Below are 23,481 nucleotides of genomic sequence, written 5' to 3'. Positions count from 1 at the left end.
TAAAGTTTCACTTTATGTAGAAAAGAGGGGTATATAATGGAAGTAACAAGTAAAACAGAATCTGTTGTTGTGAAATATGAAGGGCGCGTTGCAACGGTTATGGTCAATCGCCCAGAGGTGTTAAATGCATTAGATGAGCCAACGTTAAAAGAGCTATTACAAAAACTGAAAGAAGTAGCGGAGAGTTCTGCACACATTGTAGTGTTATGCGGAAACGGCCGTGGTTTTTCTGCGGGTGGAGATATTAAATCGATGCTTTCAAGTAATGATGAAAGCAAGTTTGATGGTATTATGAATACTATTTCTGAAGTTGTTGTAACGTTATATACGATGCCGAAGCTTGTTATTAGTGCGATTCATGGACCAACTGCTGGTCTTGGATTAAGTATTGCATTAACAGCTGATTATGTGATGGCGGATATTTCATCCATTATTGCGATGAACTTTATTGGAATCGCTTTAATTCCAGATGGTGGCGGCCATTTCTTCCTTCAAAAGCGTGTCGGTGAAAACATGACGAAGCAAATTATTTGGGAAGGAAAGAAATTATCAGCAACAGAAGCGCTTGATATCGGCTTAATTGATGAAGTAATCGGCGAGGATTTCCAAACGGCTGTGAAGCAAAAAATTAGTGAATGGTCACAAAAGCCGATTAAAGCGATGATTCAAACGAAGCAAATTTTATGTGAAGTAAACCGCTCTAATTTAGAACAAACATTGCAGCTTGAAAAACGCGGCCAATATGCGATGAGACAAACAGCGGATCATAAAGAAGGCATTGCTGCATTTTTAGAAAAACGTTTGCCAGCATTTAAAGGGGAATAAAGTGAATTTTGAATGAATGGCGGTTTTACTGCCGGTTAATTTAAGGTAAAGGGGAGAAAGTGCTAACACATTTTAGTATAATTGTGTTAGCACTTTTTTTAAGGAGTAATATATGAAGAAAATTATCGGTGTTATCGGCATAATTGTCATAGCATATTATGCGTTGCATAGTACACCATCTATGGCGGTACGGACTGCTTTGTTTTTTGAAGGACATCCAAGCGTTGCGTTTTCTGGCAAGGTGACGAAAGAAAAAGATGTGAAAAAAGAAGCAATTCCAGATGAGTACCAAACTTTATATGGTAAGGAAGAAGAATCAGAGCACTATTTCTTTCCTCACGTAAGAGCACATGGATCAGGAATTGATATGCTTAGTGCGTGCGTGAAGAAAGAATGGTTTTTCTATAAAGCAGAGCTCGGATGTTATTAAACATAGGAGGATGAATGATGTCAGCATATAACAAGTTAGTAAGAGACCGTGTTCCAGAGAAGATTTTGATGTCTGGAAAAACATATACAGCACAAAAATTAACAGGACACGCATACATACAAGCTTTAGCGAAAATTGGAACGGAAGAAATTCGTGAATTTGCTTCCATGAAAGAGCGTGAACATGCGCTTGATTCTCTTGCGGATGCACTGGAAGTAATTATTTCATTAGCGCGTGCAGAAGGCGCAACAATTGAAGATGTAGAGCGTCTTCGTAAGCAAAAAGAAATAGAGCGCGGTGGATTTGAAAGAGGCATTTATTTATTAGATGTTTCAGAAGAATAGATTTGTAGGAAAAGCATAGCGTTACTCATTAACGCTATGCTTTTTTGTTGCAATTAAACTAATAATGAAGAAGATAGCTGTTACTACCCAGCCAATTGTAATAGAAGTAGTAGTATGAACTGCATAAGAAACTTGTAAACAAAGTAATGATGCTAAAAACCAAATGATTGCAATGTGTACATATTTTTTTGATATATTCATATTGTATAACTCCTTTTGTATACTAAAGTGAATTTTACTACAGTTCAGAAAATTAAGCTATATGAGTAGAGGTTTTCTAGCAAATTTTGTATACTAAATAATAGGAAAAATGAGGAGGAAACGACAATGGCACATCATGCGAAAGAAACGATGGAACTGATTAAGGAGCTTGTCTCTATTCCGAGCCCGTCTGGAAATACAGAGAAAATCATTCGTTTTATTGAAAACTATGTAAGTGAGTGGAATGTAGAAACGAAGCGTAACAATAAAGGCGCTCTTATTTTAACGGTAAAAGGAAAAAATGATGCACAGCACCGTTTATTAACGGCACACGTTGATACGTTAGGGGCGATGGTGAAAGAAATTAAGCCTGACGGTCGTCTAAGTCTTTCTATGATTGGTGGATTTCGCTGGAACTCTGTAGAAGGGGAATATTGCGAAATTGAAACATCAAGTGGTAAGACGTATACAGGGACGATCTTAATGCATCAAACATCTGTGCATGTATATAAAGATGCAGGTGAAGCGAAACGCGATGAGAAAAATATTGAGGTTCGTATTGATGAGCGTGTCTTTTCAGCTGATGAAGTACGCGAATTAGGAATTGAAGTAGGAGACTTCGTTTCATTCGATCCGCGTGTTCAAATTACAGAGAGTGGATACATAAAATCACGTCATTTAGATGACAAAGTAAGTGTTGCGATTTTATTAAAATTAATTAAGAGATTACAAGACGAAAACGTAACATTACCATATACAACTCATTTCTTAATTTCTAATAATGAAGAGATTGGATACGGTGGTAACTCTAACATTCCAGAAGAAACGGTTGAGTATTTAGCGGTTGATATGGGAGCGTTAGGTGATGGACAAGCATCTGACGAGTATACAGTATCTATTTGTGCAAAAGACTCTAGTGGTCCGTATCATTATGCACTACGTAAACATTTAGTAGAGCTCGCGAAAACGAACAATATCGAATATAAAGTAGATATTTATCCGTACTATGGATCGGATGCATCAGCTGCGATTCACGCTGGATTTGATGTGAAACATGCATTAATTGGAGCGGGTATTGATTCTTCTCATGCATTTGAGCGCACACATGAAAGCTCGATTGCACATACAGAAGCACTTGTTTATGCATATGTATTATCAGAGATGATTACGGAGTAAGAAAAGAAATAGGCTGCCAGAGGTAGCCTATTTTTTGTGGAGGTCGATTTAAAGCGAGTTTGAACGACTTTATTTAACAAAAAATAAATTAATTGTATTTTATTTTACAATATTAAGAAAGTAGGTTTACTACATAATTCGAGTATTATAAAATAATAGAGGCGCATTAATTTTTTTTGTTCGGATTTACTTTGATTTATATATTAAGATTACGCGTTATTAAAAAGATGATTATCGAGAGGAGTATTATTTTTTATGAAGTATCGTGCAGTCGCGGCAGGTATTTTAGCCGCAAGTTTATTATCGTCTCCAGTAAGTAGTTTCGCAGCAGCGAAGAAGTTTTCGGATGTTCCTACATGGGCGCAAGAATCAGTTGATTATTTAGTAGGAAAAAAAGCGCTTGATGGAAAGCCAGATGGAACGTTTTCTCCATCTGAAGCAGTAGATAGAGGATCAGCTGCAAAAATCTTAGCAGTCGTTCTTGGTTTACCAATTGATCTAAAAGCAAAGCCATCTTTTAAAGATGCACAAAGCCATTGGGCAGCACCATACATTGCTGCAGTGGAAAAAGCAGGTGCAATTAGTGGAGATGGTACTGGTAATTTCAATCCATTCGGTAAAATTAACCGTGCATCTATGGCATCTATGTTAGTACAAGCGTACTCATTAGATAAGAAAATTATTGGAGAACTTCCAACACAGTTTAAAGATTTGGAACCTCATTGGGGTAAGAAACAAGCTAATATTTTAGTAGCTTTAGAGATTTCTAAGGGTACGGGAAGTGGCTGGAATCCTGAAGGAACTGTAACTCGTGCGGAAGCAGCTCAGTTCATTGCAATGGCTGATAAAGATAAAACAAATACATCAAAAAGAATGTACATGAACAGAAACTTTATTACATATCATCAACCATCATTATCATCTGGTATTACTGACGTTCAGCATAAGCCACAAATGGTTGAAGTGAAAGAGCAAAGAGCAGACGGCTGGTTAAAAATTGTAACAAGTAAAGGTGAGAAGTGGACACCTCTAACAGAAAAAACAGAAACGATTAACCAAGACTTTACTGCATATGAAACAGCTTCACATAGTTCTAAAGTGCTAGGTACATATAATGCACAAACAGTAACGATTATGGAAGAGAGCGGCAGCTGGATTCGTATTCGCGTAGGCGCTGGATTCCAGTGGGTTGATAAAAATCAATTAAACCCAGTAAAACAAGGGAACTTCTTAGAAGGTAAAGCGATTATTATTGATCCAGGTCACGGTGGAATTGACTCGGGTAATCCTGGTTATTATGAGAAAGAAAGTCAAACTGTATTAGACGTATCGTTACGATTAAAGAAAATATTTGAGCAAAAGGCACCATTTACTGTTATGTTCACTCGTACAGATAATACACGTCCAGGAGTAGACTCAACAGATTCATTGAAAAAACGTGTAGAATTTGCACAGGAACATAATGGAGATATTTTTGTAAGTATCCATGCTAATGGTTCTGAAAAGAAAAATGGACAAGGTACAGAAACGTTATATTATCAGTCAGCAAGAGCAAAAGTAACGAATCCGCATGTAGAAGACAGTATGTTATTAGCACAAAAAATTCAAGACCGTCTTGTAGCAGCACTTGGAACAAAAGATCGTGGTATAAGACATCAGGACTTATACGTAACTAGAGAAAATACAATGCCAGCTGTATTAACAGAATTAGCATTTGTAGATAATAAAAGTGATGCAGATAAAATTGCTACACCAAAACAGAGACAAGCTGCAGCGGAAGCGATTTATCAAGGTATTTTAGATTATTACGAAGCGAAGGGTAATAGCGTATCTTCTTTCCGTTAATACATCAAAAGAGATTGCCAATGGCAGTCTCTTTTATTTATTAACGTTTCTCTTTATTTCAGGCATGTGATATCATTTAATTTTATATGAAAAAGTATTGTAATTATAACGATATAGAGGATGATAATAGATTGAATAATCATAGTAAAACACCTGCATGTATATATACGTATGCATTTCGCGAGGAGGAGCGTGCTTTATGTTATTTGGAAATGCGCTCGTTCTTTGGAACGGAGTCTCACGTTAATATTTTGAAAAGTGATGTCAAAATTGACCCAAGTAGAAGTGCGTTTATAAAAGAGCGCGTTGAAGTTATGTATGAAGGCGACGACTTAGAAAGTATTTTAAAACAAGTGGAACAAATTGATTTGGCGGGGGCGTCATTTAAAGTTATCTTCGTTAAAATCAATGATCTTGGGAAAGAAAATAAAATTGAATATGGGGAAAGACGTCTCATTGAACGCGACCTCGGTATGCATATTGAGGGAGAAGCGGATGTTCGTAATCCAGAGCGTGTATTCGGGATTGTTCCTCTTGGAGGACGCTGGTACTTCGGACACTATGTAGAAAGTGAGCCAGTTTGGTATCATCACATAAAAAAACCGCATAGTTATTCGACATCTCTTAGCACACGTGTTGCGAGATCAGTTGCCAATATTGCTGTACCAAATCCAGATGGAGTACGAGCGATTGACCCGTGCTGCGGTATTGGAACAGTAGTAGTGGAAGCACTTTCTATGGGGATTAACATCGTTGGTAGAGATATTAATCCACTTGTTGTGCTTGGAACGAGAAAAAACATTGCACATTTCGGGTTTGAAGGAACAGTTACAAAAGGTCCAATCGAGGAAATTACGGAGAACTACGACGTTGCCATTATCGATATGCCGTACGACTTATTTACACATGCAACACCAGAAGACCAGTTCTCCATTCTTTCAAGTGCACGCCGCATCGCTAAAAAAGTAGTCGTTGTCACGATGGAAACAATGGACGACATGATTCATGAAGCAGGATTTGAAATTACAGATCGCTGTGTTACAAGAAAAGGATCATTTACTAGACAAATTCTCGTTTGTGAATAAGAAAAGAAGGTCACCCGTTTGGGTGACCTTTTTTGCTTTGTATTGGTGTGTGATTGGTTGGTGGAATGGAGGAGTGATTTGGCGGGAATTGTTGAATCACTGATAAATGCCGAGAAGCAATCGATAACAGATTACTCTTTTTTTGTCTTCTCTTGTTCTGCAGTTAGTAAATTGCGCAAGACGTGTCCGCGGTAACTTTCTAGTTTTCGTCCTTCGTGATAGCGTACGCCTAATTTCTTTAGTTCAGCTACGTACCAGCCTTTTGTTCCGTAGTACATTGGATCACTTCCTTTTTGCTTTTGAACAGTATATGTGGCAGGGTGAGAGAATTTTCTTTTTTAGGGTTACAAAATCAAAAAAACATGTAAGGAGACTTCTATTTCTAGTTTATTAAAATAGGCTTTATAGTAAGAATTTCTAAAAATATAAAGGGGGAATATGTTTTGTTTCCAGGTACTTTATATGAAACACATGTTAAAACAAGAAATTTAGAAGTAGCAAAAGAGTTTTATACGAAACTTGGGTTATTTCATGCTCGTACGATTGAAGACCGCCGTGTAGCATTCTTTTGGTTTGATAAAGATAATAAGAAGGAACAAATGCTGGGCATTTGGGAGGTATCAGAAGAGGAATTCCATAAAAGTCACTTTGCATTCAAGGTTAACTATGAAGAAATCATTCATGCAAGGGAATGGCTTCTTAATAAAGGAATAAACCCAAGGGCCGCTTTCGGTCTTGAACCATCTGAGCCTATGGTCCAGACGTGGACACCTACTGCAAATCTTTATTTTTATGATCCTGACGGTAATTCTTTAGAGTTTCTATGTTTACTTCCTGAAAAGAAAAACGTAAAACAAGATGTCATGCATTTAAGTGAGTGGGAAAAATTGCCGAGTGAAATATAAAGTGAAACTTTAATCAGTGGGGGTTTTGTTCATCCCCCACTGATTATTAGTTGAACCAATCGGGCTTTTACGGGCAGTTGATCCCCCACCTAACTTCTTTGCTTTCGCTGAATTTTGAGGTGGGGGTCTTACTGCCCGTTAAATGCGGGATAAATTTGATTTTGGCACAAATCCCGCGAAATAATTAAAAAAGGAACCATAATGTTGCTCAAGTAGTGACGTTATGGCTTTTTTGTTTTGTGCGGGCTAATAATCATTTACTGTCTACTGTATAAAAAAATAGACAGTAGTGTATGCTTTTTTACACAATGTATACAATTTTATACCCTATGCGTTGGCATGATATTTGCAATAAAAATAGTATCAACATATAGGGGAGAGATAGAAATGAAGGTTAGTAAAGTGTACACGACGATTGATGCTCATGTAGCTGGGGAACCACTTCGAATTATTACAGGCGGCGTGCCAGAAATAAAAGGAGAAACGCAGCTAGAAAGACGCGCGTACTGTATGGAACATTTGGATCATCTTCGCGAAATTCTTATGTATGAACCGAGAGGACATCACGGCATGTACGGTTGTATCATTACTCCGCCTGCAAGTGCTCATGCTGATTTTGGCGTATTATTTATGCACAATGAAGGCTGGAGTACGATGTGTGGTCATGGCATTATTGCTGTTATTACAGTCGGAATTGAAACCGGTATGTTTGAAGTGACAGGTGAGAAACAAAAGTTCACTATTGATAGCCCTGCTGGAGAAGTGATTGCATACGCGAAATATAATGGGAGTGAAGTAGAGTCCGTATCATTTGAAAATGTCCCTTCATTTGTATACAAAAAAGACGTTCCTATTAAAATAGATGACTATGAATTTCAAGTAGATATCGCGTTTGGCGGAGCTTTTTATGCTGTGGTGGATAGTAAAGAATTTGGTTTGAAGGTTGATTTCAAAGACTTAGCTGCTATTCAAACGTGGGGCGGTAAAATTAAGCACTACATCGAGAGCAAAATGGAAGTAAAACATCCACTTGAAGAAGGATTAAAAGGAATATACGGCGTTATTTTCTCAGATGAACCGAAAGGAAAAGACGCAACTTTACGAAATGTAACGATTTTCGCTGATGGGCAAGTAGATCGTTCTCCTTGCGGCACAGGGACTTCCGCAAGAATCGCAACTCTTTTTGAAAGAGATGCCCTACAAAAGGGAGAAATTTTCGTTCATGAATGCATTACTGACGGAAAATTCGAAGGAGAAGTATTGTCCGTAACAGTGGTAGATACATATGAAGCTGTCGTTCCGAAAGTAACGGGGCATGCATTTATTACAGGATTTCATCAGTTCGTTGTAGACCCGAGAGATGATTTGAATCGGGGATTTTTGTTAGGATAGAAGAAGGAGGTGGAAAGATGTGCTAGTTATAAGCGCGAACGAACAACGAAATTTAGTAAATATGAACGAAGTCATTGAATACGCGGCGCTTGCTTTAAAAGAATTTTCCGCAGAAAGAACAATCACACCAATACGCGGCTCATTACCATTTGCGAACGAGAAAAATACGGCCTTAATTATGCCTTCAGTAGCGGAAGGACTTGAGGCACTTGGTTTAAAAGTAGTAACTGTAGTCCCCGAGAACAAAAAGATAGGAAAGAAAACGATAAACGGAATTGTGATGCTATCAGACTTTCAAACGGGAGAACCGCTCGCACTTTTAGAAGGATCCTACTTAACGATGATTCGAACAGGCGCCCTATCAGGAGTAGCGACAAAACATTTAGCTCGTCATAACGCAAAAACGTTATGCATCATCGGGACCGGTGAACAGGCAAAAGGGATTGCCGAAGCTGTATTTGCGGTGAGAGATATTGAAAAAGTCATTTTATACAATCGAACAGAAGAAAAAGCATATGCATTTGCGCAATATATACAAGAAAGATTCAATAAACCTGCTTATGTGCACACAAATGCAAATGAAGCGATAAGCGAAGCAGACATCATCGTCACAACTACGAACGCATCCACACCAGTCTTCTCAGAAAAACTACAAAAAGGCGTCCACATAAACGCCGTCGGTTCATTCAAACCGAACATGCAAGAACTACCATCTCACGCCATCGCTAATGCAAACAAAGTAGTAGTCGAATCAAAAGAAGCAGCACTAGAAGAAACAGGTGACCTTCAAGTTCCAGTGCGAGAAGGTTTATTTGAAGCAAGCGACATTCATGCTGAACTTGGTCAAATCATAAGCGGAGAAAAACCTGGTAGAGAGAGCGATGAAGAGATTACTATTTTTAAATCGGTTGGTTTGGCAGTGGTAGATATTATCGTTGCGAAGTATTTGTATGAGAGAGCGGTGGAGAATGGGGTGAGGAATAGGATTGAGTTTTGAGGGACTGCCTTTTGGTGGTCTTTTTTGTTTGTGGGCGTGGTACGGTTGCGGGCAAGCAGAAGGCTTATCCTATGGATTTTCTAACTTTTTATCCATTTATTATGCATACAAGATTTTAACGAGAAGTATGTTTCAATTTTTCCATCTTTCAGTTTGAAGACAAGTTGATCAGCATATAAATTAATTTCTTTGTAGGTTACAACACCTTTCTGATAGGACACATTGACTACTTGGTATCAAAGTAGCCTTTTTCATTTTTGTTTTCCTATTTTGAGTGTTATGGTCTTAACTTTGAATAACAAACTCTATTAATATAAAATATAGAAACAATTCACAAGAAAGAATCATGTAAGAAGGACCTGTATTTGATATTTTCCAATCACCGAATTATCCATATACGAAAGGGCTATTAAACTCCTTGCCCGCATGCGATGGACATTTGTGAAAAAGAACGTCCGCCATATTTTGAAATCGGAAACGAAAGACGTTCCATGTGTTGGTTAAACGATAGGGCGGTAGGTGATTCACATGCATGAAGAAAACTTAATTGAAGTTCGGAACTTAAAAAAATATTTTCCTATTAAAAAGGGACTATTCGGCAGAAAAATAGAGCAATTAAAAGCAGTCGATGACTTAAGCTTCACAATTAAAAAAGGTGAAACATTCGGATTAGTAGGCGAATCGGGCTGCGGAAAATCAACGACAGGAAGAAGCATCATTCGTTTACACGATGTCACTTCAGGGAACATCCTATTCGACGGAAAAGACATCGCAAGTTTAAAGGAAAGTGAACTAAAAGAATATAGAAAACGAATGCAAATCATTTTCCAAGATCCATACGCATCATTAAACCCAGCAATGAATGTATTCCAAATTATTAGCGAACCAATGAACATTCACGGCACTTATGAAAAAGAAGAACAAAAAGAAATCATCTTAGACCTGCTAAAAAAGGTAGGCCTAAAAGAAGAACACTTATATCGCTACCCGCACGAATTTAGCGGAGGACAAAGACAGCGCATCAGCATCGCGCGCACTATCTGTAAAACCAGATTTTATCCTATGTGACGAACCAATCTCAGCACCAGATGTCTCAGTCCAAGCACAAGTCGTAAACATGCTGCAAGACATCCAAGAAGAAACAGGTGTCACATACTTATTCATCGCACATGACCTATCAATGGTACGGCACATATCAGACAGAATCGGAGTCATGTACCTAGGAAACATAGTAGAAATTGCCGACAGCGAAGACCTATACACAAAACCGGCACATCCATACACACAAGCACTACTCTCATCCATGCCAGAACCAGACCCAACAAGCACAGGCAAAGAACGGATCATCCTGCAAGGCGAAGTACCAAGCCCGCTAAACTCACCATCCGGCTGCAAATTCAGAACGCGCTGCAAATTCGCCACTGAAAAATGCGCGCAGGAAGTACCGAAGATGGTTGAGATTGAGAAGGGGCATGAGGTGGCTTGTCATTTGTTTTAGAGGGAGAGCATCGGGGGAACCTGGTGGTATTTCAGTTGGTAATATGATAACTGGTATGGCTTGTAACGTTAAATAATATCCTTTCAAAAAAATATTTAAGTCTATATTTATAATTTTTTCTATCTCAATGCATAAAGACAGGGGAGGATTATATTTAATTCCCTTCCATACTTCTGATGGGGTGGACATCAGTGAGATGTGGTGTTTTGTTCACGGACTTTTAACATCTTTATTTACAGTGTTTTGAATGTAAACTAATAATAAAAAGTTTGCTTTCAAATTAGAAAAGGTTAGTCCTCACTCCACTCCAGCTAAAAACCTTACACCCAAAAACAAAGGGGAACTCAATTGTTCAAACTCATATAAAGTTTCAATTTTGTCTAAGCATCCATTAGGATATACAATTGATCATCTATTTTTCTTTACATAATCTCCAGATACAGTCCATATCAACTATAGATTCTTGTCTTATGCTAAATGTAATCAAAAAAGCAAGTAGATAAAGATAATGACTAAAACATTAACTCTAGATACTTTTTTGATGAATATTACAAATAAACAGGAGGTAATGAAAAATGATTAAAACATTATTAGCAGGAGCACTTTTAAGTACAGGATTGGTAGCGGGAGGTGCAGTAGGTGCAGATGATGCGAAAATGGACAATTTAAAGTCAAATGAAAATAGTTCAAATCAAGTAATTACACAAAGTGCAGATGGAACAATGTCTTTCTCACAAAACTTTGATTTACCTAAAGATGCAGTGCCAGCAACTCCTAAAGGAGACGCAAAAACTGTTGAAAGAACAGAAGGTACAGGTTCTCAAGAAGGAAAAATGATACCAACAAAAGAAGGTACAGATTCTCAGCCTGGATTTGAAATGGGAGCCCCTGAAAAACCAGAACATGCAAAAACTGTTGAAAGAACAGAAGGTACAGGTTCTCAAGAAGGAAAAATGGTACCAGCAAAAGAAGGTACAGATTCTCAATCTGGATTTGAAATGGGAGCCCCTGAAAAACCAGAACATGCAAAAACTGTTGAAAGAACAGAGGGTACAGACTCTCAAGAAGGAAAAATGGTACCAACAAAAGAGGGAAATTAAATAATATATAGTTATAACGAAGAGCATCCAAAAGGGGTGCTCTTTTTATATTGTAGGGATTAACTAGTTTTACTCAATATAGAACTGTAGGAGGAATTGAGGCTAGAATATAGGTTACTGTCTCTTCAAATCATGGTGTTGGAAGCACTAGTTTTGGTGGTAACGTTACAACATAAACATTTTATTAGAGATTTTCTAAATTTACATACACTCTAGATGGACTACATATTAACTTCAGATACTTGTTTTATGATACAAGTAATCAAACAAAAGGAGGGCAATACAAAATGATTACAACAGTATTAACAGGGCACTCTTTTAAGTACAGGAGATTATTAACAGGTGGAGAAAATGTTGAAGATGTACAGACAGATAAATATATTCCATATGAACAAAATGAATGGCAGCAAACTCTAGAAAAGTATGATTCGAAGAAATTTGAGTTATAAAAAGAAAATAGATAAATATAGTGAAAATAGATAAATTGACAAGAGAAAAGCACTTTGTGTATATCACAGGTGCTTTTTATTTTTATTTTCATTTTGATATAGGGCTTGAATTAAATTTTTAGACTAAAATATATACGGCAAAAAGGGGGGAGTTCATTGCACAAAGTTATTTATGGAATATTAATTTTAATTTATACTTTGTATTCATTTTTTGTAAGTGATGGAAGTGAAGTAAGGTTTATTATGGTGTTAACTATAGTACTTATCTTTTCTGTAGTTTTAGAAAAAGGAAATGCAAACAAAACGACTGACTAAAGGTCTTTTTGTTTGCATTTTTTAGTTGGCTATTACAGTCCAGATGTTTTAGGAATAGCACCAAATTGCCATCAAGCTTAAAGAATCATTTATCCCCAAACAATAAAAATGAGCTTTTTATTACAAGTTAGCGCCAAATTTCGTTTTTGGGACACTATTAAATTTTTAGTTGATGAAAACACCCGCCTAAAATAGAAAACTTTTAACCTATTATCATTTATTCCGTAGCTTTTAAGGTGTTTAACACGACCTTGGTTGCGTCTGCAATAAGTTTATCATCGTATTTAGCATCTTCTTTATCATGATTAGAAAGTATAGCAAGAACAATCGGCTTTTTATTTGGTGGCCAAATAATTGCGATATCATTTCTTGTTCCGTAAGATCCCGCGCCTGTTTTATCAGCTACTTCCCATCCTTTTGGTACGCCCGCACGAATCAATTTATCTCCAGTTGTATTTCTCTTCATCCAATCTACTAATAGTTCACGTTTTTCTATTGGAAGTGCAGTTCCTAATGTAAATGATTGAAGTGTCTTAGCTATCGCTTCTGGTGTGCTGGTATCATGTGTTTCTCCTGGATGCACTTTATTTAATTCAGGTTCAAATCGTTCTGAAGTAGTAACAGTATCTCCCATTTCTCTCAAGATTTTTTCAAATTCAGAGGGCCCCCCTAACTGTTTAAGAATCAAATTATGTGCTGTGCTGTCACTATATCGAACAGAAGCATCTGCAAGTTCTTTTAACGTCAGTCCTGTATCAACATGCTTTTCAGTAATTGGATTATAATTAGAAAGATCTTCATGAGTATACGTAATCCTTTGATCAAGAGCTTCTAATGAGTTCTTGCGTAAAAGAGCGCCCACAGCTAATGATTTAGATGTAGATGCAAATGCAAAACGATCATCTGAATGATAAGCAACAGTTTGATTTGTACCTGTGTCCAGTGCATAAATACCAAGCTTAGCATCATATTCTTTTTCAAGTTTAGCGAAAGATTGGTTACCTGTTGTATTTTCTTGTTTAATTTGATTAGCTTGATTCGTTTGTTTAGGTGGTTCAGATTGAGTGTTACTATTGGAACATCCTATAAGTGATACACATGAAAGTAATACTACAGGCACAATCTTTTTGTAATGTAAAATGTTAAAGAACTTGTTTAAAACGAACATAAATTTTCAACCTCTTTCAAAAATATATGGATTTTGTCTAGTATTCTAAATACCAATGCAATTAAAGATGGCATAGGGTAACAATACTACTGCAGCTAAAATTTCACAGGTTAAAGGACATCCAAAACGTTTATCCCGCATTAACGGGCAGTAAGACCCCCACTGATTAAAGTTTCACTTTATATGATTGATAAGTCACGGTTTGGGTTATTTCTTTTTTGTTTTCACTTGTAATGGTTCACCTGTGAAAGTATTACAATACATATTTTTTACTTTTGGGAATAATAAGTCCTTTCTTTTTTTTTGTAATACATAAAAATAGATGTCAAACGGGATATGTTGTATCCAATCTGGACAACTACTATTAGAAATACACTTATTAGACACTCTAAGTAATAAATTTGTTCCACTTTAAGATGAGGAAGAATTTGGGGTTTGTAAAATAACAATGGAACTACGTGTTTTTTCGTCATACAAAACCTCTACATATAAGTAGAGGTTTTTAAATTGTATATTAATGAATTATGCTTTTTTAGATAAAGCAAATCGAGTTCAGGTAAACGAAGAACATAGAATACGTAATTTTAACTAGATTTATTATTAGCTAGTTTATCTCCACCACTAAGCTCCGCCTCAATCTGCGAAGTCTTCGATGACTCATCCATACGCCAATACGTAATAAAGCTTATCGCGATACATCCAGCTACATAAAAGTAGAATAGTGACTCCATTCCGATGCTCTTTAGCCATAAAGCGATGAATTCGGCTGTTCCGCCAAATATCGCAACAGTTAGTGCATACGGTAAACCTACGCCGAGTGCGCGAATTTCGGTTGGGAAGAGTTCTGCTTTTACAATTGCGTTAATGGAAGTGTAACCAGTAACGATAATAAGTCCGACCATCATGAGTAAAAATGCTACGATTGGTTCTGTTGTTTTTTCCATAAAGAAGAAGATTGGTGCTGTTAGTAAAGTTCCGAGAATACCGAAAGCCATTAATAGTGGGCGGCGTCCAATTTTATCGGATAATAGCCCTGCAATTGGTTGAAGTACAACGAATATAAGTAGTGCGGCAAAGTTAATCCAGCTTACAACTTCTTTCGGGAGACCGACTGTGTTTACCATGAACTTTTGTAAATATGTTGTGTACGTATAGAATGCAACAGTGCCCCCTAGTGTTAGGCCGACTACTGTTAATACTGCTTTCGGGTGTTTCATAAGAGCGCGAACGGTTCCTGCGCTTTCGCGGTTTTTCGATTCCATATTTGAGAACTGCTCTGATTCATCCATTGTACGTCGAAGCCATAATACAGCTACTGCTCCCATCGCACCAATAATGAATGGAATACGCCATCCCCAAGCTTTCATATCTGGTTCGCTTAGTAATTGCTGAAGAACAATTTGAACGCCTAACGCAACCATTTGCCCAGCAACGAGCGTTACATATTGAAAACTTGAATAAAAACCACGGCGTCCACTACTAGCCATTTCAGATAAATATGTTGCGGAAGTTCCGTACTCTCCGCCGAGTGATAATCCTTGCAGTAAGCGGGCGAGAACTAAAATAATTGGCGCCATAATACCGATACTTTCGTAACTAGGTGTACAGGCGATAATTAAAGAACCACCGGCCATAACCGTAATGGAAAGGGTTAATGCTGCCCGGCGTCCGTGCCGATCTGCATAGCGTCCCATTAATAAACTTCCGATAGGGCGCATTAAAAATCCGACTGCGAAAATAGCTGCTGTGTTCAATAACTGACTCGTTGGATCTCCTTTAGGAAAGAACTCTGCTGAGAAGTAAACAGCGAAAGCAGAGTAAACGTACCAGTCGTACCATTCAATTAAATTGCCGACGGAACCTTTAAAGATATTGCCGGCGACTCGGTTTGATTTTGCTTGAGCCATAATAATTCCTCCTCTTGCTTATAAATAAAATGATAATTATGAAAGCGTGTTCAATGTAGTTGAATTGTACTGTTTATAGAATAAAATCTCAATATTATGACAATTTTATTCTTTTTGTACTTTATGTACATGGAGAGTTTTAATAGTTGCTTCATTATTAGTTTTGTCATAATAATAGAAAAAGGAGATTGATATTTTTGAATATTTTATCAAAGGATATGAAGCATGAAGAAATCAAGTAAAGTATCATTGCAAACGAAAATAGTAAGCTTAATTATTACGTTAATTTTATTTGTCGTTCTCCTGTTAGCAGGAATATTTGTTTATATTCAGTCCGTTGATACGAAGCGTCAAGTAGAGCAGCTAGCACTGCAAACGGCGAAGTCACTTTCTTTTATGCCAGCTATAAAAGATGCTTTTCAATACAACGAGCATAAAAGTACGATTCAATCCATTGCGGAACAAGTTCGTGAGCAAGCTGGTGCAGATTATGTCATTATAGAAGATCGCTATGGGGTTATGTATTCCCATTCTAATTCGGAGTTAATTGGCACAAAGAGTAACAATCCATATAACTATGAAGCACTCACTTTTGGAGGATACTATACGCTCGAAGGAAATGGTGCAAGTGGCCCAGCTTTAATGGCGAAGGCGCCTATTATTGTTCATAACGGAGACTACGATCAAGTAGTAGGCGTTGTGACAGTAGAGTTTTTAATAAAAGGTATTGAATCTAACATACTGAGTAGAACGAAAGAAATTATACTCTTTTCTTTAGCGGTGTTACTAGTTGGAATTGTTGGCGGCATTCTTTTAGCGCGTAGTATTCGTAAAGATACACTCGGTTTAGAACCGAATGAAATTGCAGCGTTATACCGGGAACGAAGTGCGATACTACTATCTATAAAAGAAGGGATTATCGCTATTGATCAAAATGGTTTTATTACAATGATGAACACCTCGGCAGAAGAAATGCTGCATGTAAATGACGATTATATGCAGCAGCACATTTCAAAAGTTTTACCGGAATTTAATATGGAAAGAGTGCTAGAAAACGATCAAGAAATCGCGTTTCAAGATAAAGTGTTTATTTTAAACATGACACCAATACTCGAAAATAACAGTACGGTAGGCGTTGTATGTAGTTTTAGAGATAAAACAGAACTGCAAAACCTTGTTAACACAATATCTGAGGTGAGAAAGTATTCTGAGGACTTACGCGCTCAAACACATGAATTTACAAATAAGCTTTTTGTCTTATCAGGATTACTTCAGTTAGGACATTACAAAGAAGCGATTGAATTTATCCAGCAAGAATCTAATGTTCATCAAAGCCAAAACCATATTTTATTCCATCAAATTCATGATGCGAAAGTACAAGCTATTTTATTAGGAAAAATCGGAACAGCATCTGAGAAGAAAATTGATTTTCATATTGAAGGAGATAGTGCGCTTCAACCGTTACCAGACCATATAAAAGTTTCACACCTTATTACGATCCTTGGAAACATAATCGACAATGCATTTGATGCGGTGAGTGAACGAGAGGGAAAGAGTGTTTCCTTCTTTGTTACGGATATTGGATACGATATTGTGTTTGAAGTGATAGATAGTGGAGCGGGAGTACCGACAGAAAAAATCGCAACTATTTTTCAAAAAGGATTTTCAACGAAAGGAAATGATCGTGGTTACGGGCTAGCAAACGTGAAAGAAATGGTAGATCTACTAGAAGGAACAATTGAAATTCAAAACGAGAAAAATGGGGGAGCTATTTTTACAATTTACCTTCCGAAAACATTGAGAGAAAGTACATGACAAACAGGGGGATGGGCATATGTTGAAGGTTGCAATTGCAGAAGATGATTTCCGCGTCGCGCAAATTCAAGAGGAGTTTTTATTAAAAATAAAGGACGTAAAAGTGATTGGAAAAGCATTGAACGCGAAAGAAACGATGGAATTACTACAAAGGGAAGAAATCGATTTACTTCTATTAGATAATTACTTACCAGACGGAATTGGAACAGACTTATTACCGAAAATCCATGCTGACTTTCCAAATGTTGACGTCATTATGGTTACGGCGGCAAATGAAAACCATATGCTAGAAAAAGCGATTCGAAATGGTGTAAGCAACTATCTTATAAAACCGGTCACGTTAGAAAAATTCGTTCGCACAATTGAAGAGTATAAAAGAAAGAAGCAACTATTACATAGTAACAATGAAATAAATCAAGCACTCATCGATAACTTCTTCGGTACCTCGCAAACACAAGACATAAAAAATTTACCGACAGGTGTCGATCCGTTAACACTGCAAAAAGTGAAAGGCATTATAAAAGGATTCGAAGAGGGCATTACAATAGAAGAAATGGGAGAACAAATGGGGGCCTCCAGAACGACCGCAAGAAGATATTTAGAATACTTAGTAGCGACAAATGAATGCACAGTAGAGTACACATACGGCATTATCGGACGACCAGAACGAAAATATCGAATAGGGCGAGGACTATGAAAAAACGATTATTACTATGTATATGGATCATAACAGGAGTAATAGCTGGTTGTTCCGTAGAAAAAACGCACAAGAATAAAGTGAACATCGACAAAGTAGAAATCGTTGCGCCAAACGTTCAAGGAGCGGGATGGGACTTAACGGCACGAGCGATGCAAAAAACGCTAACAGAAGAAAAAATCTTCACAAAACCAATCACAGTCACAAACAAAGTCGGTGGCAGCGGTGACGTCGGATGGAAATATACGAAACAAAAAGGCGGTCACGTACTGGCGATTAACTCAAGCTTACTCATAACGAACAACCTACTAGGCCACAGTAAACTAACATATAAAGACTTCACACCGCTCGCAACATTAGCGTCAGATTGGGAAGTCGTTGTCGTATCAAAAGAATCAAACATAGTAAACGCAAAACAACTCATGGAACAACTAAAACAAAACAAGAATAATTTCAAAATCGGCGTTGCCCCAGGCCTAGGAAACGACGATCACCTATCATTCGTACAAGTAAGCAAAGCATTCGGTATAAACCCAGCCGAACTACAATTCTTCGTCTACGAAAACAAAGAAAAAATCATAAACGCCCTAACGAACAAACAAATAAACGCCGCAACCATGACCCTATCCGAAGCCGAAAAACAATACAAAGCCGGCAAAATAAAAATACTAGCCGTATCCGCACCAAAACGGCTAGACCGCCTACCAGAAATCCCAACATGGAAAGAACAAGGAATCAACGTCATCTTCCAGCACTGGAAAGGGATTATGGGACCAAAAGATATGACGGAGGAAGAGGTTGCTTATTGGGATGATGTGATTAAGAAGATGGTGGAGAGTGATAGTTGGAAGGGGATTTTGAGGGAGAGAGGGTGGGAGAGTTTTTATAAGGGGAGTGGGGAGAGTAGGATATTTCTTGAGCGGAGTAGTCAGGAGTATGGGGAGTTAGTCGGGAATAATAGGAATTAGTAAATCATACGGTATGGCGTATGATTTTTCTTTTACACATATAAATAGTTTGATGAAACCGTAGTAATTCTTTATGTGGGTGGTTGGAAGAAATTATAGACTTTAGTAATAAGCTAGGAAGAGAGTGACAATTAGTCACTCTCTTTTTTGTAAATTAAATAGAAAAATATTTTAATTACCGGAAATACCGCCACAATTAATGTTACGATTTATTTGTCGCATAGGAAATTTATCCAATTTCAATTTTTTGTGAAAATGTATTGAAAGGAAGGGAGAGAGTATTGCAAATAAGAGAAATAAAAGAAATGATTTATTTTATTGCAAAGGGGCTAGAGCAATGGGAGGAGAGGGGATGGACCGAAATTCCTGACACATTGCATAAAGGGCATTTACTGTTTATGAAAAATGCGTTGCAGTCTAATATGCCTCCGAATAATATTTTTGATTTAATTAAGTTACTTCACGAACCTGTTGAAAAATGGGGAATAGATGGAATAGAAAAGTTACTTCCGGGTGATTCCACTTTTTTAGTTGAAGGGTTTGGTCTGTCTATTGATATAGAGGATTTTCTTGAAGAATATAGATTTCCAGCAGAATTTGATCAATCTGTAATGAAGGAGATATTAGATTATTGTAGGGACAATAGTTTAGATGAGGAATATAGAAAAATTCGTTCTATTATAGCTAGTCCAGATAATGCAGTTTTAACATATGTGCGACTGCGTAAAATATTATTTTCAATTAAAGATAACGTGTTACATCAACTGTTTGAAAGTTGTTATGAACAGGTTCCACATAACATAGATCATTATAAAAAATGCCCTCATTGTGGATGGACCGTATCATTTATAAAAGGAAATTGGAGATGTAATAAGGAACAAATATGTGGCCATTTTCAATCGTTCGAGCGTTTAGAATCGTATGAATTTTCGGAGGGTGAATTGGTGTATAGAATTCGGCCTGGTATACAACGGTATGTACTATTAACTGGAATAATAGAAGAGAAAATATGTAAACGCCTAAAAGGGTATGATGCAGTATTATATCCGAACGTTGACGAGTTTGATATAAGGATTAATGTAAATGATACGTTAATAGATTTAGATGTAAAAGATTATAGATCGCCGAGAATGCTTGCGAATGCTTTTAATAATAAGAGTTCAGGTTATTTGGAGAAGTATCATAAAAATGCTTATGTTATTATTCCAAATTATCGATTGAAAATGAATCCTAACTATAAAGAATTAGTATGTTCTTCTTTAAGCAAAAAATCCAGTGTCTATATACAAATTATGACGGAGCGTGAACTGTTTAAGTGTTTAAAGGAGGAAACCTTGTGCAGCACAAATTAATATATGATCTTCAAAAACAGTTTGAAGAATTCAATGTAGAAAAAGAAGAAGCGCTTCAAATTATCAAAACGGAACTCCTTATATACGGTGGGAAAACAGCAGATCATCAAGTGCCTATTGAGGAAGTATGGGCATTGCTAGTTGGTTATAATGAACCGGTATTAAACAAGTATACAGATAAGTCTATCGTTATGAACCTTAGAATGTTGCTAGCTGAGTTTTCTAATGAAAGAATATGGAGGGACAATCTTGTATCTTATTTGCAAATAGAAAAGAAATACCGTTTATTTCATGAAGAGAATGGAGAAATCGTACAAGTAATCCCTCAGATAGTAACTTATAGAACGAAGGTATATGCAAAATTAATACTTGATGTATTAGAGCAAGAAGAGAAAGATTATGAATTCGCTGTGGAGGGAGATTTTTCATATTCCCGGACGGTGGAAACCATGTTACACAAATACACAGGTTCAATTCCAAAAATTAAAGTGAAATATCCTATGTTGCCGAAGTATCGTGAAAAAATTAAGTGCTCCTCAGATTTGAATACTAATTGGGTAAATATAGCTACTGAGATGGAGCTGATATCAAAAAAATCCTATGTAGACCGTGCTAAAAGGATTAAGTTTCAAAGTCTCCACGTATATCAGCAAAATACGTTTGATTATCATGAAACGCAGCATATTGCAGGAGGGTTAGCAGCTGGAAAATCAACTTGGATGATGCTAGAAACCTACCGTCAAGTAAAAGAAAAGGGAGCTAAAGTGGGCTTTATTGAAAATAGCGTTTTTCAAGTTCTAGATCGTGTACAGGAATTACGTGATCTTGGTATTAAAGCGGTTCCTATTATTGGTAAAGGGAATCGGGCAAATCATGAAAAACGTTTTTTAGAAAGTTATGTAGATCCCTCTAAAGATGTGTCGCAGTTCCTGACACAGACGTTTCATTCGTTAGTTTCTATATCGGATTCATGCACATTAAAAGCATTAGCTAATGATTTTGAACGTAATAATTATTATCCGTGTAAGTCTGTAAATCAAGGTGATAAAACAGTTTTATGTCCTTTAGCTAATACATGTGGTGTATATAAGGAGTGGACGGAGCTAGTTGATGCTGATGTATGGGTAGCAACAACTGCAAGTTTAATAACTTCTAGTATTCCAGCGGTTATAGATCCTCTTGAAAGAACAATTTATGAAGCAATGTATGATTTATTAGATATTATTTTTGTGGATGAAGCAGATGCAGTTCAAAAGCAGTTCGATGAGCAATTTACGGTTGAAATCGATGCTTTTGGTAATAGCAATTCTTTTTTTGAAAAGTCACTTTATGCAATGAGTAATAATATTACAGGAAGATATACTGAGTTTGCTAATGATAAGCTTATTCAGCGTTGGCAAATCAATTCTCGGGAGTTAGAGAAAGCTGTTTGGTCATTATATGCAAAATTGAGTCACACACCGAAAATACGGAATTCTTTGAAAAATAAACTGTTATTTCCTAATAAGCTAGCGTATGAATTATCTAAAAAAGTTACAAAAGATGAAGAGGAACAAAGAAAAATTGAAAAACAGTTAAGGAAATTTGCTGTAGATCCAAGGAAAACCGTTCAAATAAAGCGTAAGTTGGATCAATTACTTGCGAGGGAATCGAATAAAAATCAAATTTTACAAGAAGTAGCTAAGCTCTTAAAAATAGATAATCAAATTACACGTGATGCAGTAGACTTGCTAGAATTTTATCTATATTTTTCATACTTAGACTACAATATTAAGTTTCTAATTTCATATTATCCTGCTGTGCAAAGTAGATTAGGAATTGGGTATGACGTATCACCTCTTTTGACAAAAGCAAAACAGTATAAGCCCTTTTTACTTGATGCTATGACTGGAAAGTTGTTTGGATATAGATATGAACAAACTGAAGATGATAAGTTTGGTAATTTTAAAATCCTTGAGTATTCAGGGATTGGAAGAAAATTCTTATATGACTGGTCTAATATGTATGAAATAGCCTTTAAGAAAAGAGGTCCAGCGGTTGTTTTACTTTCAGGTACAAGCTTAGCGCCAGGGTCCGATCATTATGATATAGCAATGAAACCTAAATGGTTAATTCAATCGGAATTGCCTCCTTCTAAAATTAAACAGTCATACGTACCAGCTTTTGATGAAAAAGATGGAGAACTTCTATGTATTTCAGGAAAGCGTGAACAGAAGAGGGCTGAAAATCTAAGTAAACTTACAGCATCTTTAGAAGATAGGTTGTTAGTTGAGTTGAAAACATTACAAGTAGAAAACAGGCGGATTTTACTTGTAGTTAATTCATATGAGGATGCTAAAACTGTTGCGAATACATTAGAAATGATTCCGAGATTATCAAAACAATATCGTGTATTAACACGGGAAAATGATAAATTAAAGAACGCCTTTCCTAGGAGTCAAATTGAAATGTTTAGAAAAGAAGAACAGAAAATACTAATTGTGCCGTTAATGTCTGTCGGACGTGGTTTTAATATTTTAGATGGAGGTACAGGTGCTTTATTTGGCTCGGTATTCTTTCTTGTAAGGCCTTATCCAGTACCAAATGACTTTAATTATATGATTCAAGTGTTACATGCAGCATTTCCGGTCTTTATGAATCAAATTGAAAGTAGAGGTCTGCATTACGGTAAGGCTATAAAGCAGTTACGCAAACTTAGTATGGGGCGTTTCGAGTCAATGTATAAACGAGCAGATTTTTGGGCGGTGTTAACTTCAAAAGAAAGAGAAGTTTTATCTTGGTTTATCTTTATCCCAGTTTGGCAAATGATTGGTAGATTACTACGTGGTGGAAGGAATGCTCGTGTATATTACTGTGATGGAAGCTTCCATAATAAAAATTCTAATGTACCATCGTTACTGGAATTTTGGAGAATGAAGATGCAAAAATATAAAGATGATGAGACTTTTATGGCTTTATATGGGCCTTTTGTTACGAGTATAGAGAATATGTGGAAAGTAGAGGATTGATTTA

General features: G+C 36.7%; 21 protein-coding genes and 2 pseudogenes. 19 read left to right on the top strand and 4 right to left on the bottom strand.

Going from position 1 to position 23,481, the window contains the following annotated elements:
- Positions 1-36: 36 nt before the first annotated feature.
- From K5S59_RS21000 to K5S59_RS20990, 3 genes are all read left to right on the top strand, one after another.
- A complete protein-coding gene (locus tag K5S59_RS21000) occupies positions 37-825 on the top strand; it encodes an enoyl-CoA hydratase (RefSeq protein ID WP_000454182.1) in 789 nt (262 codons plus the stop codon).
- Between the two features lie 112 nt (positions 826-937).
- Positions 938-1,255 carry a hypothetical protein gene (locus K5S59_RS20995; protein ID WP_000720143.1) on the top strand — a complete coding sequence of 106 codons (318 nt, stop codon included), beginning with the start codon at positions 938-940 and terminating at the stop codon, positions 1,253-1,255.
- Between the two features lie 17 nt (positions 1,256-1,272).
- The gene (locus K5S59_RS20990) at positions 1,273-1,599 is read left to right on the top strand and encodes a nucleoside triphosphate pyrophosphohydrolase (RefSeq protein ID WP_001277346.1); all 327 of its coding nucleotides are present in this window, start codon (positions 1,273-1,275) and stop codon (positions 1,597-1,599) included.
- A gap of 21 nt (positions 1,600-1,620) precedes the next feature.
- On the opposite strand, the gene K5S59_RS20985 is transcribed toward K5S59_RS20990, so the two are convergent.
- Positions 1,621-1,800 (bottom strand): hypothetical protein, encoded by a 180-nt coding sequence (locus K5S59_RS20985; RefSeq protein ID WP_120449556.1) that lies wholly within the window; start codon positions 1,798-1,800, stop codon positions 1,621-1,623.
- Positions 1,801-1,926: 126 nt separating this feature from the next.
- Here K5S59_RS20985 and K5S59_RS20980 point away from each other — a divergent pair, with 126 nt between their 5' ends.
- From K5S59_RS20980 to K5S59_RS20970, 3 genes are all read left to right on the top strand, one after another.
- Positions 1,927-2,976 carry a M42 family metallopeptidase gene (locus tag K5S59_RS20980; RefSeq protein WP_098959196.1) on the top strand — a complete coding sequence of 350 codons (1,050 nt, stop codon included), beginning with the start codon at positions 1,927-1,929 and terminating at the stop codon, positions 2,974-2,976.
- A 255-nt stretch (positions 2,977-3,231) separates the two neighbouring features.
- Positions 3,232-4,821, top strand: a complete 1,590-nt coding sequence (locus tag K5S59_RS20975; RefSeq protein WP_098959193.1) for an N-acetylmuramoyl-L-alanine amidase — start codon at positions 3,232-3,234, stop codon at positions 4,819-4,821.
- 131 nt (positions 4,822-4,952) lie between these two features.
- A complete protein-coding gene (locus K5S59_RS20970) occupies positions 4,953-5,906 on the top strand; it encodes a TRM11 family SAM-dependent methyltransferase (protein WP_001059327.1) in 954 nt (317 codons plus the stop codon).
- Positions 5,907-6,037: 131 nt separating this feature from the next.
- Here K5S59_RS20970 and K5S59_RS20965 read toward each other — a convergent pair whose 3' ends face one another.
- Positions 6,038-6,184 (bottom strand): YflJ family protein, encoded by a 147-nt coding sequence (locus K5S59_RS20965; protein ID WP_016089128.1) that lies wholly within the window; start codon positions 6,182-6,184, stop codon positions 6,038-6,040.
- A 165-nt stretch (positions 6,185-6,349) separates the two neighbouring features.
- Here K5S59_RS20965 and K5S59_RS20960 point away from each other — a divergent pair, with 165 nt between their 5' ends.
- The 8 genes and pseudogenes from K5S59_RS20960 (at position 6,350) to K5S59_RS20925 (ending at position 12,562) form a co-directional block, all read left to right on the top strand.
- On the top strand, positions 6,350-6,811 hold the full coding sequence (locus K5S59_RS20960; RefSeq protein ID WP_098257823.1) for a VOC family protein: 462 nt from the start codon (positions 6,350-6,352) through the stop codon (positions 6,809-6,811).
- A gap of 339 nt (positions 6,812-7,150) precedes the next feature.
- Entirely contained in the window at positions 7,151-8,203 is a 1,053-nt protein-coding gene (locus K5S59_RS20955; RefSeq protein ID WP_120449558.1) for a proline racemase family protein, read from the top strand.
- A 19-nt stretch (positions 8,204-8,222) separates the two neighbouring features.
- Positions 8,223-9,200, top strand: a complete 978-nt coding sequence (locus K5S59_RS20950) for an ornithine cyclodeaminase family protein (protein WP_120449560.1) — start codon at positions 8,223-8,225, stop codon at positions 9,198-9,200.
- Between the two features lie 352 nt (positions 9,201-9,552).
- Positions 9,553-9,736: pseudogene (locus K5S59_RS20945) on the top strand (ABC transporter ATP-binding protein); the annotation flags it as partial.
- Positions 9,729-10,698: pseudogene (locus tag K5S59_RS20940) on the top strand (ABC transporter ATP-binding protein). The pseudogenes K5S59_RS20945 and K5S59_RS20940, both read left to right, overlap by 8 nt.
- Positions 10,699-11,273: 575 nt before the next feature.
- On the top strand, positions 11,274-11,798 hold the full coding sequence (locus K5S59_RS20935) for a hypothetical protein (protein ID WP_048545554.1): 525 nt from the start codon (positions 11,274-11,276) through the stop codon (positions 11,796-11,798).
- 287 nt (positions 11,799-12,085) lie between these two features.
- Positions 12,086-12,247, top strand: a complete 162-nt coding sequence (locus K5S59_RS20930; protein WP_162937125.1) for a hypothetical protein — start codon at positions 12,086-12,088, stop codon at positions 12,245-12,247.
- A 156-nt stretch (positions 12,248-12,403) separates the two neighbouring features.
- Positions 12,404-12,562 (top strand): hypothetical protein, encoded by a 159-nt coding sequence (locus K5S59_RS20925; protein ID WP_002087303.1) that lies wholly within the window; start codon positions 12,404-12,406, stop codon positions 12,560-12,562.
- 217 nt (positions 12,563-12,779) lie between these two features.
- On the opposite strand, the gene blaIII is transcribed toward K5S59_RS20925, so the two are convergent.
- Together blaIII and K5S59_RS20915 are read right to left on the bottom strand one after the other, a co-directional pair.
- Complete coding sequence (gene blaIII / locus K5S59_RS20920; RefSeq protein WP_120449562.1) at positions 12,780-13,730, bottom strand: class A beta-lactamase BlaIII; 951 nt, start codon at positions 13,728-13,730, stop codon at positions 12,780-12,782.
- Positions 13,731-14,314: 584 nt separating this feature from the next.
- The gene (locus tag K5S59_RS20915; protein WP_000035846.1) at positions 14,315-15,637 is read right to left on the bottom strand and encodes an MFS transporter; all 1,323 of its coding nucleotides are present in this window, start codon (positions 15,635-15,637) and stop codon (positions 14,315-14,317) included.
- Between the two features lie 225 nt (positions 15,638-15,862).
- On the opposite strand from K5S59_RS20915, the gene K5S59_RS20910 reads away from it, so the two are divergent.
- From K5S59_RS20910 to K5S59_RS20890, 5 genes are all read left to right on the top strand, one after another.
- On the top strand, positions 15,863-17,452 hold the full coding sequence (locus tag K5S59_RS20910; RefSeq protein WP_120449563.1) for an ATP-binding protein: 1,590 nt from the start codon (positions 15,863-15,865) through the stop codon (positions 17,450-17,452).
- A gap of 19 nt (positions 17,453-17,471) precedes the next feature.
- Positions 17,472-18,149 (top strand): response regulator, encoded by a 678-nt coding sequence (locus K5S59_RS20905; protein WP_070168465.1) that lies wholly within the window; start codon positions 17,472-17,474, stop codon positions 18,147-18,149.
- A complete protein-coding gene (locus tag K5S59_RS20900; RefSeq protein ID WP_120449565.1) occupies positions 18,146-19,117 on the top strand; it encodes a tripartite tricarboxylate transporter substrate binding protein in 972 nt (323 codons plus the stop codon). Before K5S59_RS20905 ends, K5S59_RS20900 begins: the two co-directional genes overlap by 4 nt.
- A gap of 281 nt (positions 19,118-19,398) precedes the next feature.
- On the top strand, positions 19,399-20,469 hold the full coding sequence (locus K5S59_RS20895; RefSeq protein ID WP_120449567.1) for a restriction endonuclease-related protein: 1,071 nt from the start codon (positions 19,399-19,401) through the stop codon (positions 20,467-20,469).
- Positions 20,454-23,477: a pPIWI_RE_Z domain-containing protein gene (locus K5S59_RS20890; protein ID WP_236078344.1), complete on the top strand. Its 3,024-nt coding sequence runs from the start codon at positions 20,454-20,456 to the stop codon at positions 23,475-23,477. The genes K5S59_RS20895 and K5S59_RS20890 overlap by 16 nt, the downstream gene beginning before the upstream one ends.
- The last annotated feature ends 4 nt before the right edge of the window (positions 23,478-23,481 follow it).

Source organism: Bacillus sp. BML-BC051 (genome assembly GCF_019656175.1).
Classification (GTDB): domain Bacteria; phylum Bacillota; class Bacilli; order Bacillales; family Bacillaceae_G; genus Bacillus_A; species Bacillus_A mobilis.
The sequence above is the reverse complement of the archived record's forward strand: the minus strand, read 5'-3'. Positions and strand labels throughout refer to the sequence as shown.

Coding starts and splice junctions, on each gene's coding strand:
- K5S59_RS21000 (WP_000454182.1), top strand. CDS start 37: ATGGAAGTAACAAGTAAAACAGAATCTGTTGTTGTGAAATATGAAGGG.
- K5S59_RS20995 (WP_000720143.1), top strand. CDS start 938: ATGAAGAAAATTATCGGTGTTATCGGCATAATTGTCATAGCATATTAT.
- K5S59_RS20990 (WP_001277346.1), top strand. CDS start 1,273: ATGTCAGCATATAACAAGTTAGTAAGAGACCGTGTTCCAGAGAAGATT.
- K5S59_RS20985 (WP_120449556.1), bottom strand. CDS start 1,800: ATGAATATATCAAAAAAATATGTACACATTGCAATCATTTGGTTTTTA.
- K5S59_RS20980 (WP_098959196.1), top strand. CDS start 1,927: ATGGCACATCATGCGAAAGAAACGATGGAACTGATTAAGGAGCTTGTC.
- K5S59_RS20975 (WP_098959193.1), top strand. CDS start 3,232: ATGAAGTATCGTGCAGTCGCGGCAGGTATTTTAGCCGCAAGTTTATTA.
- K5S59_RS20965 (WP_016089128.1), bottom strand. CDS start 6,184: ATGTACTACGGAACAAAAGGCTGGTACGTAGCTGAACTAAAGAAATTA.
- K5S59_RS20955 (WP_120449558.1), top strand. CDS start 7,151: ATGATATTTGCAATAAAAATAGTATCAACATATAGGGGAGAGATAGAA.
- K5S59_RS20935 (WP_048545554.1), top strand. CDS start 11,274: ATGATTAAAACATTATTAGCAGGAGCACTTTTAAGTACAGGATTGGTA.
- K5S59_RS20930 (WP_162937125.1), top strand. CDS start 12,086: ATGATTACAACAGTATTAACAGGGCACTCTTTTAAGTACAGGAGATTA.
- blaIII (WP_120449562.1), bottom strand. CDS start 13,730: ATGTTCGTTTTAAACAAGTTCTTTAACATTTTACATTACAAAAAGATT.
- K5S59_RS20915 (WP_000035846.1), bottom strand. CDS start 15,637: ATGGCTCAAGCAAAATCAAACCGAGTCGCCGGCAATATCTTTAAAGGT.
- K5S59_RS20910 (WP_120449563.1), top strand. CDS start 15,863: ATGAAGAAATCAAGTAAAGTATCATTGCAAACGAAAATAGTAAGCTTA.
- K5S59_RS20905 (WP_070168465.1), top strand. CDS start 17,472: ATGTTGAAGGTTGCAATTGCAGAAGATGATTTCCGCGTCGCGCAAATT.
- K5S59_RS20900 (WP_120449565.1), top strand. CDS start 18,146: ATGAAAAAACGATTATTACTATGTATATGGATCATAACAGGAGTAATA.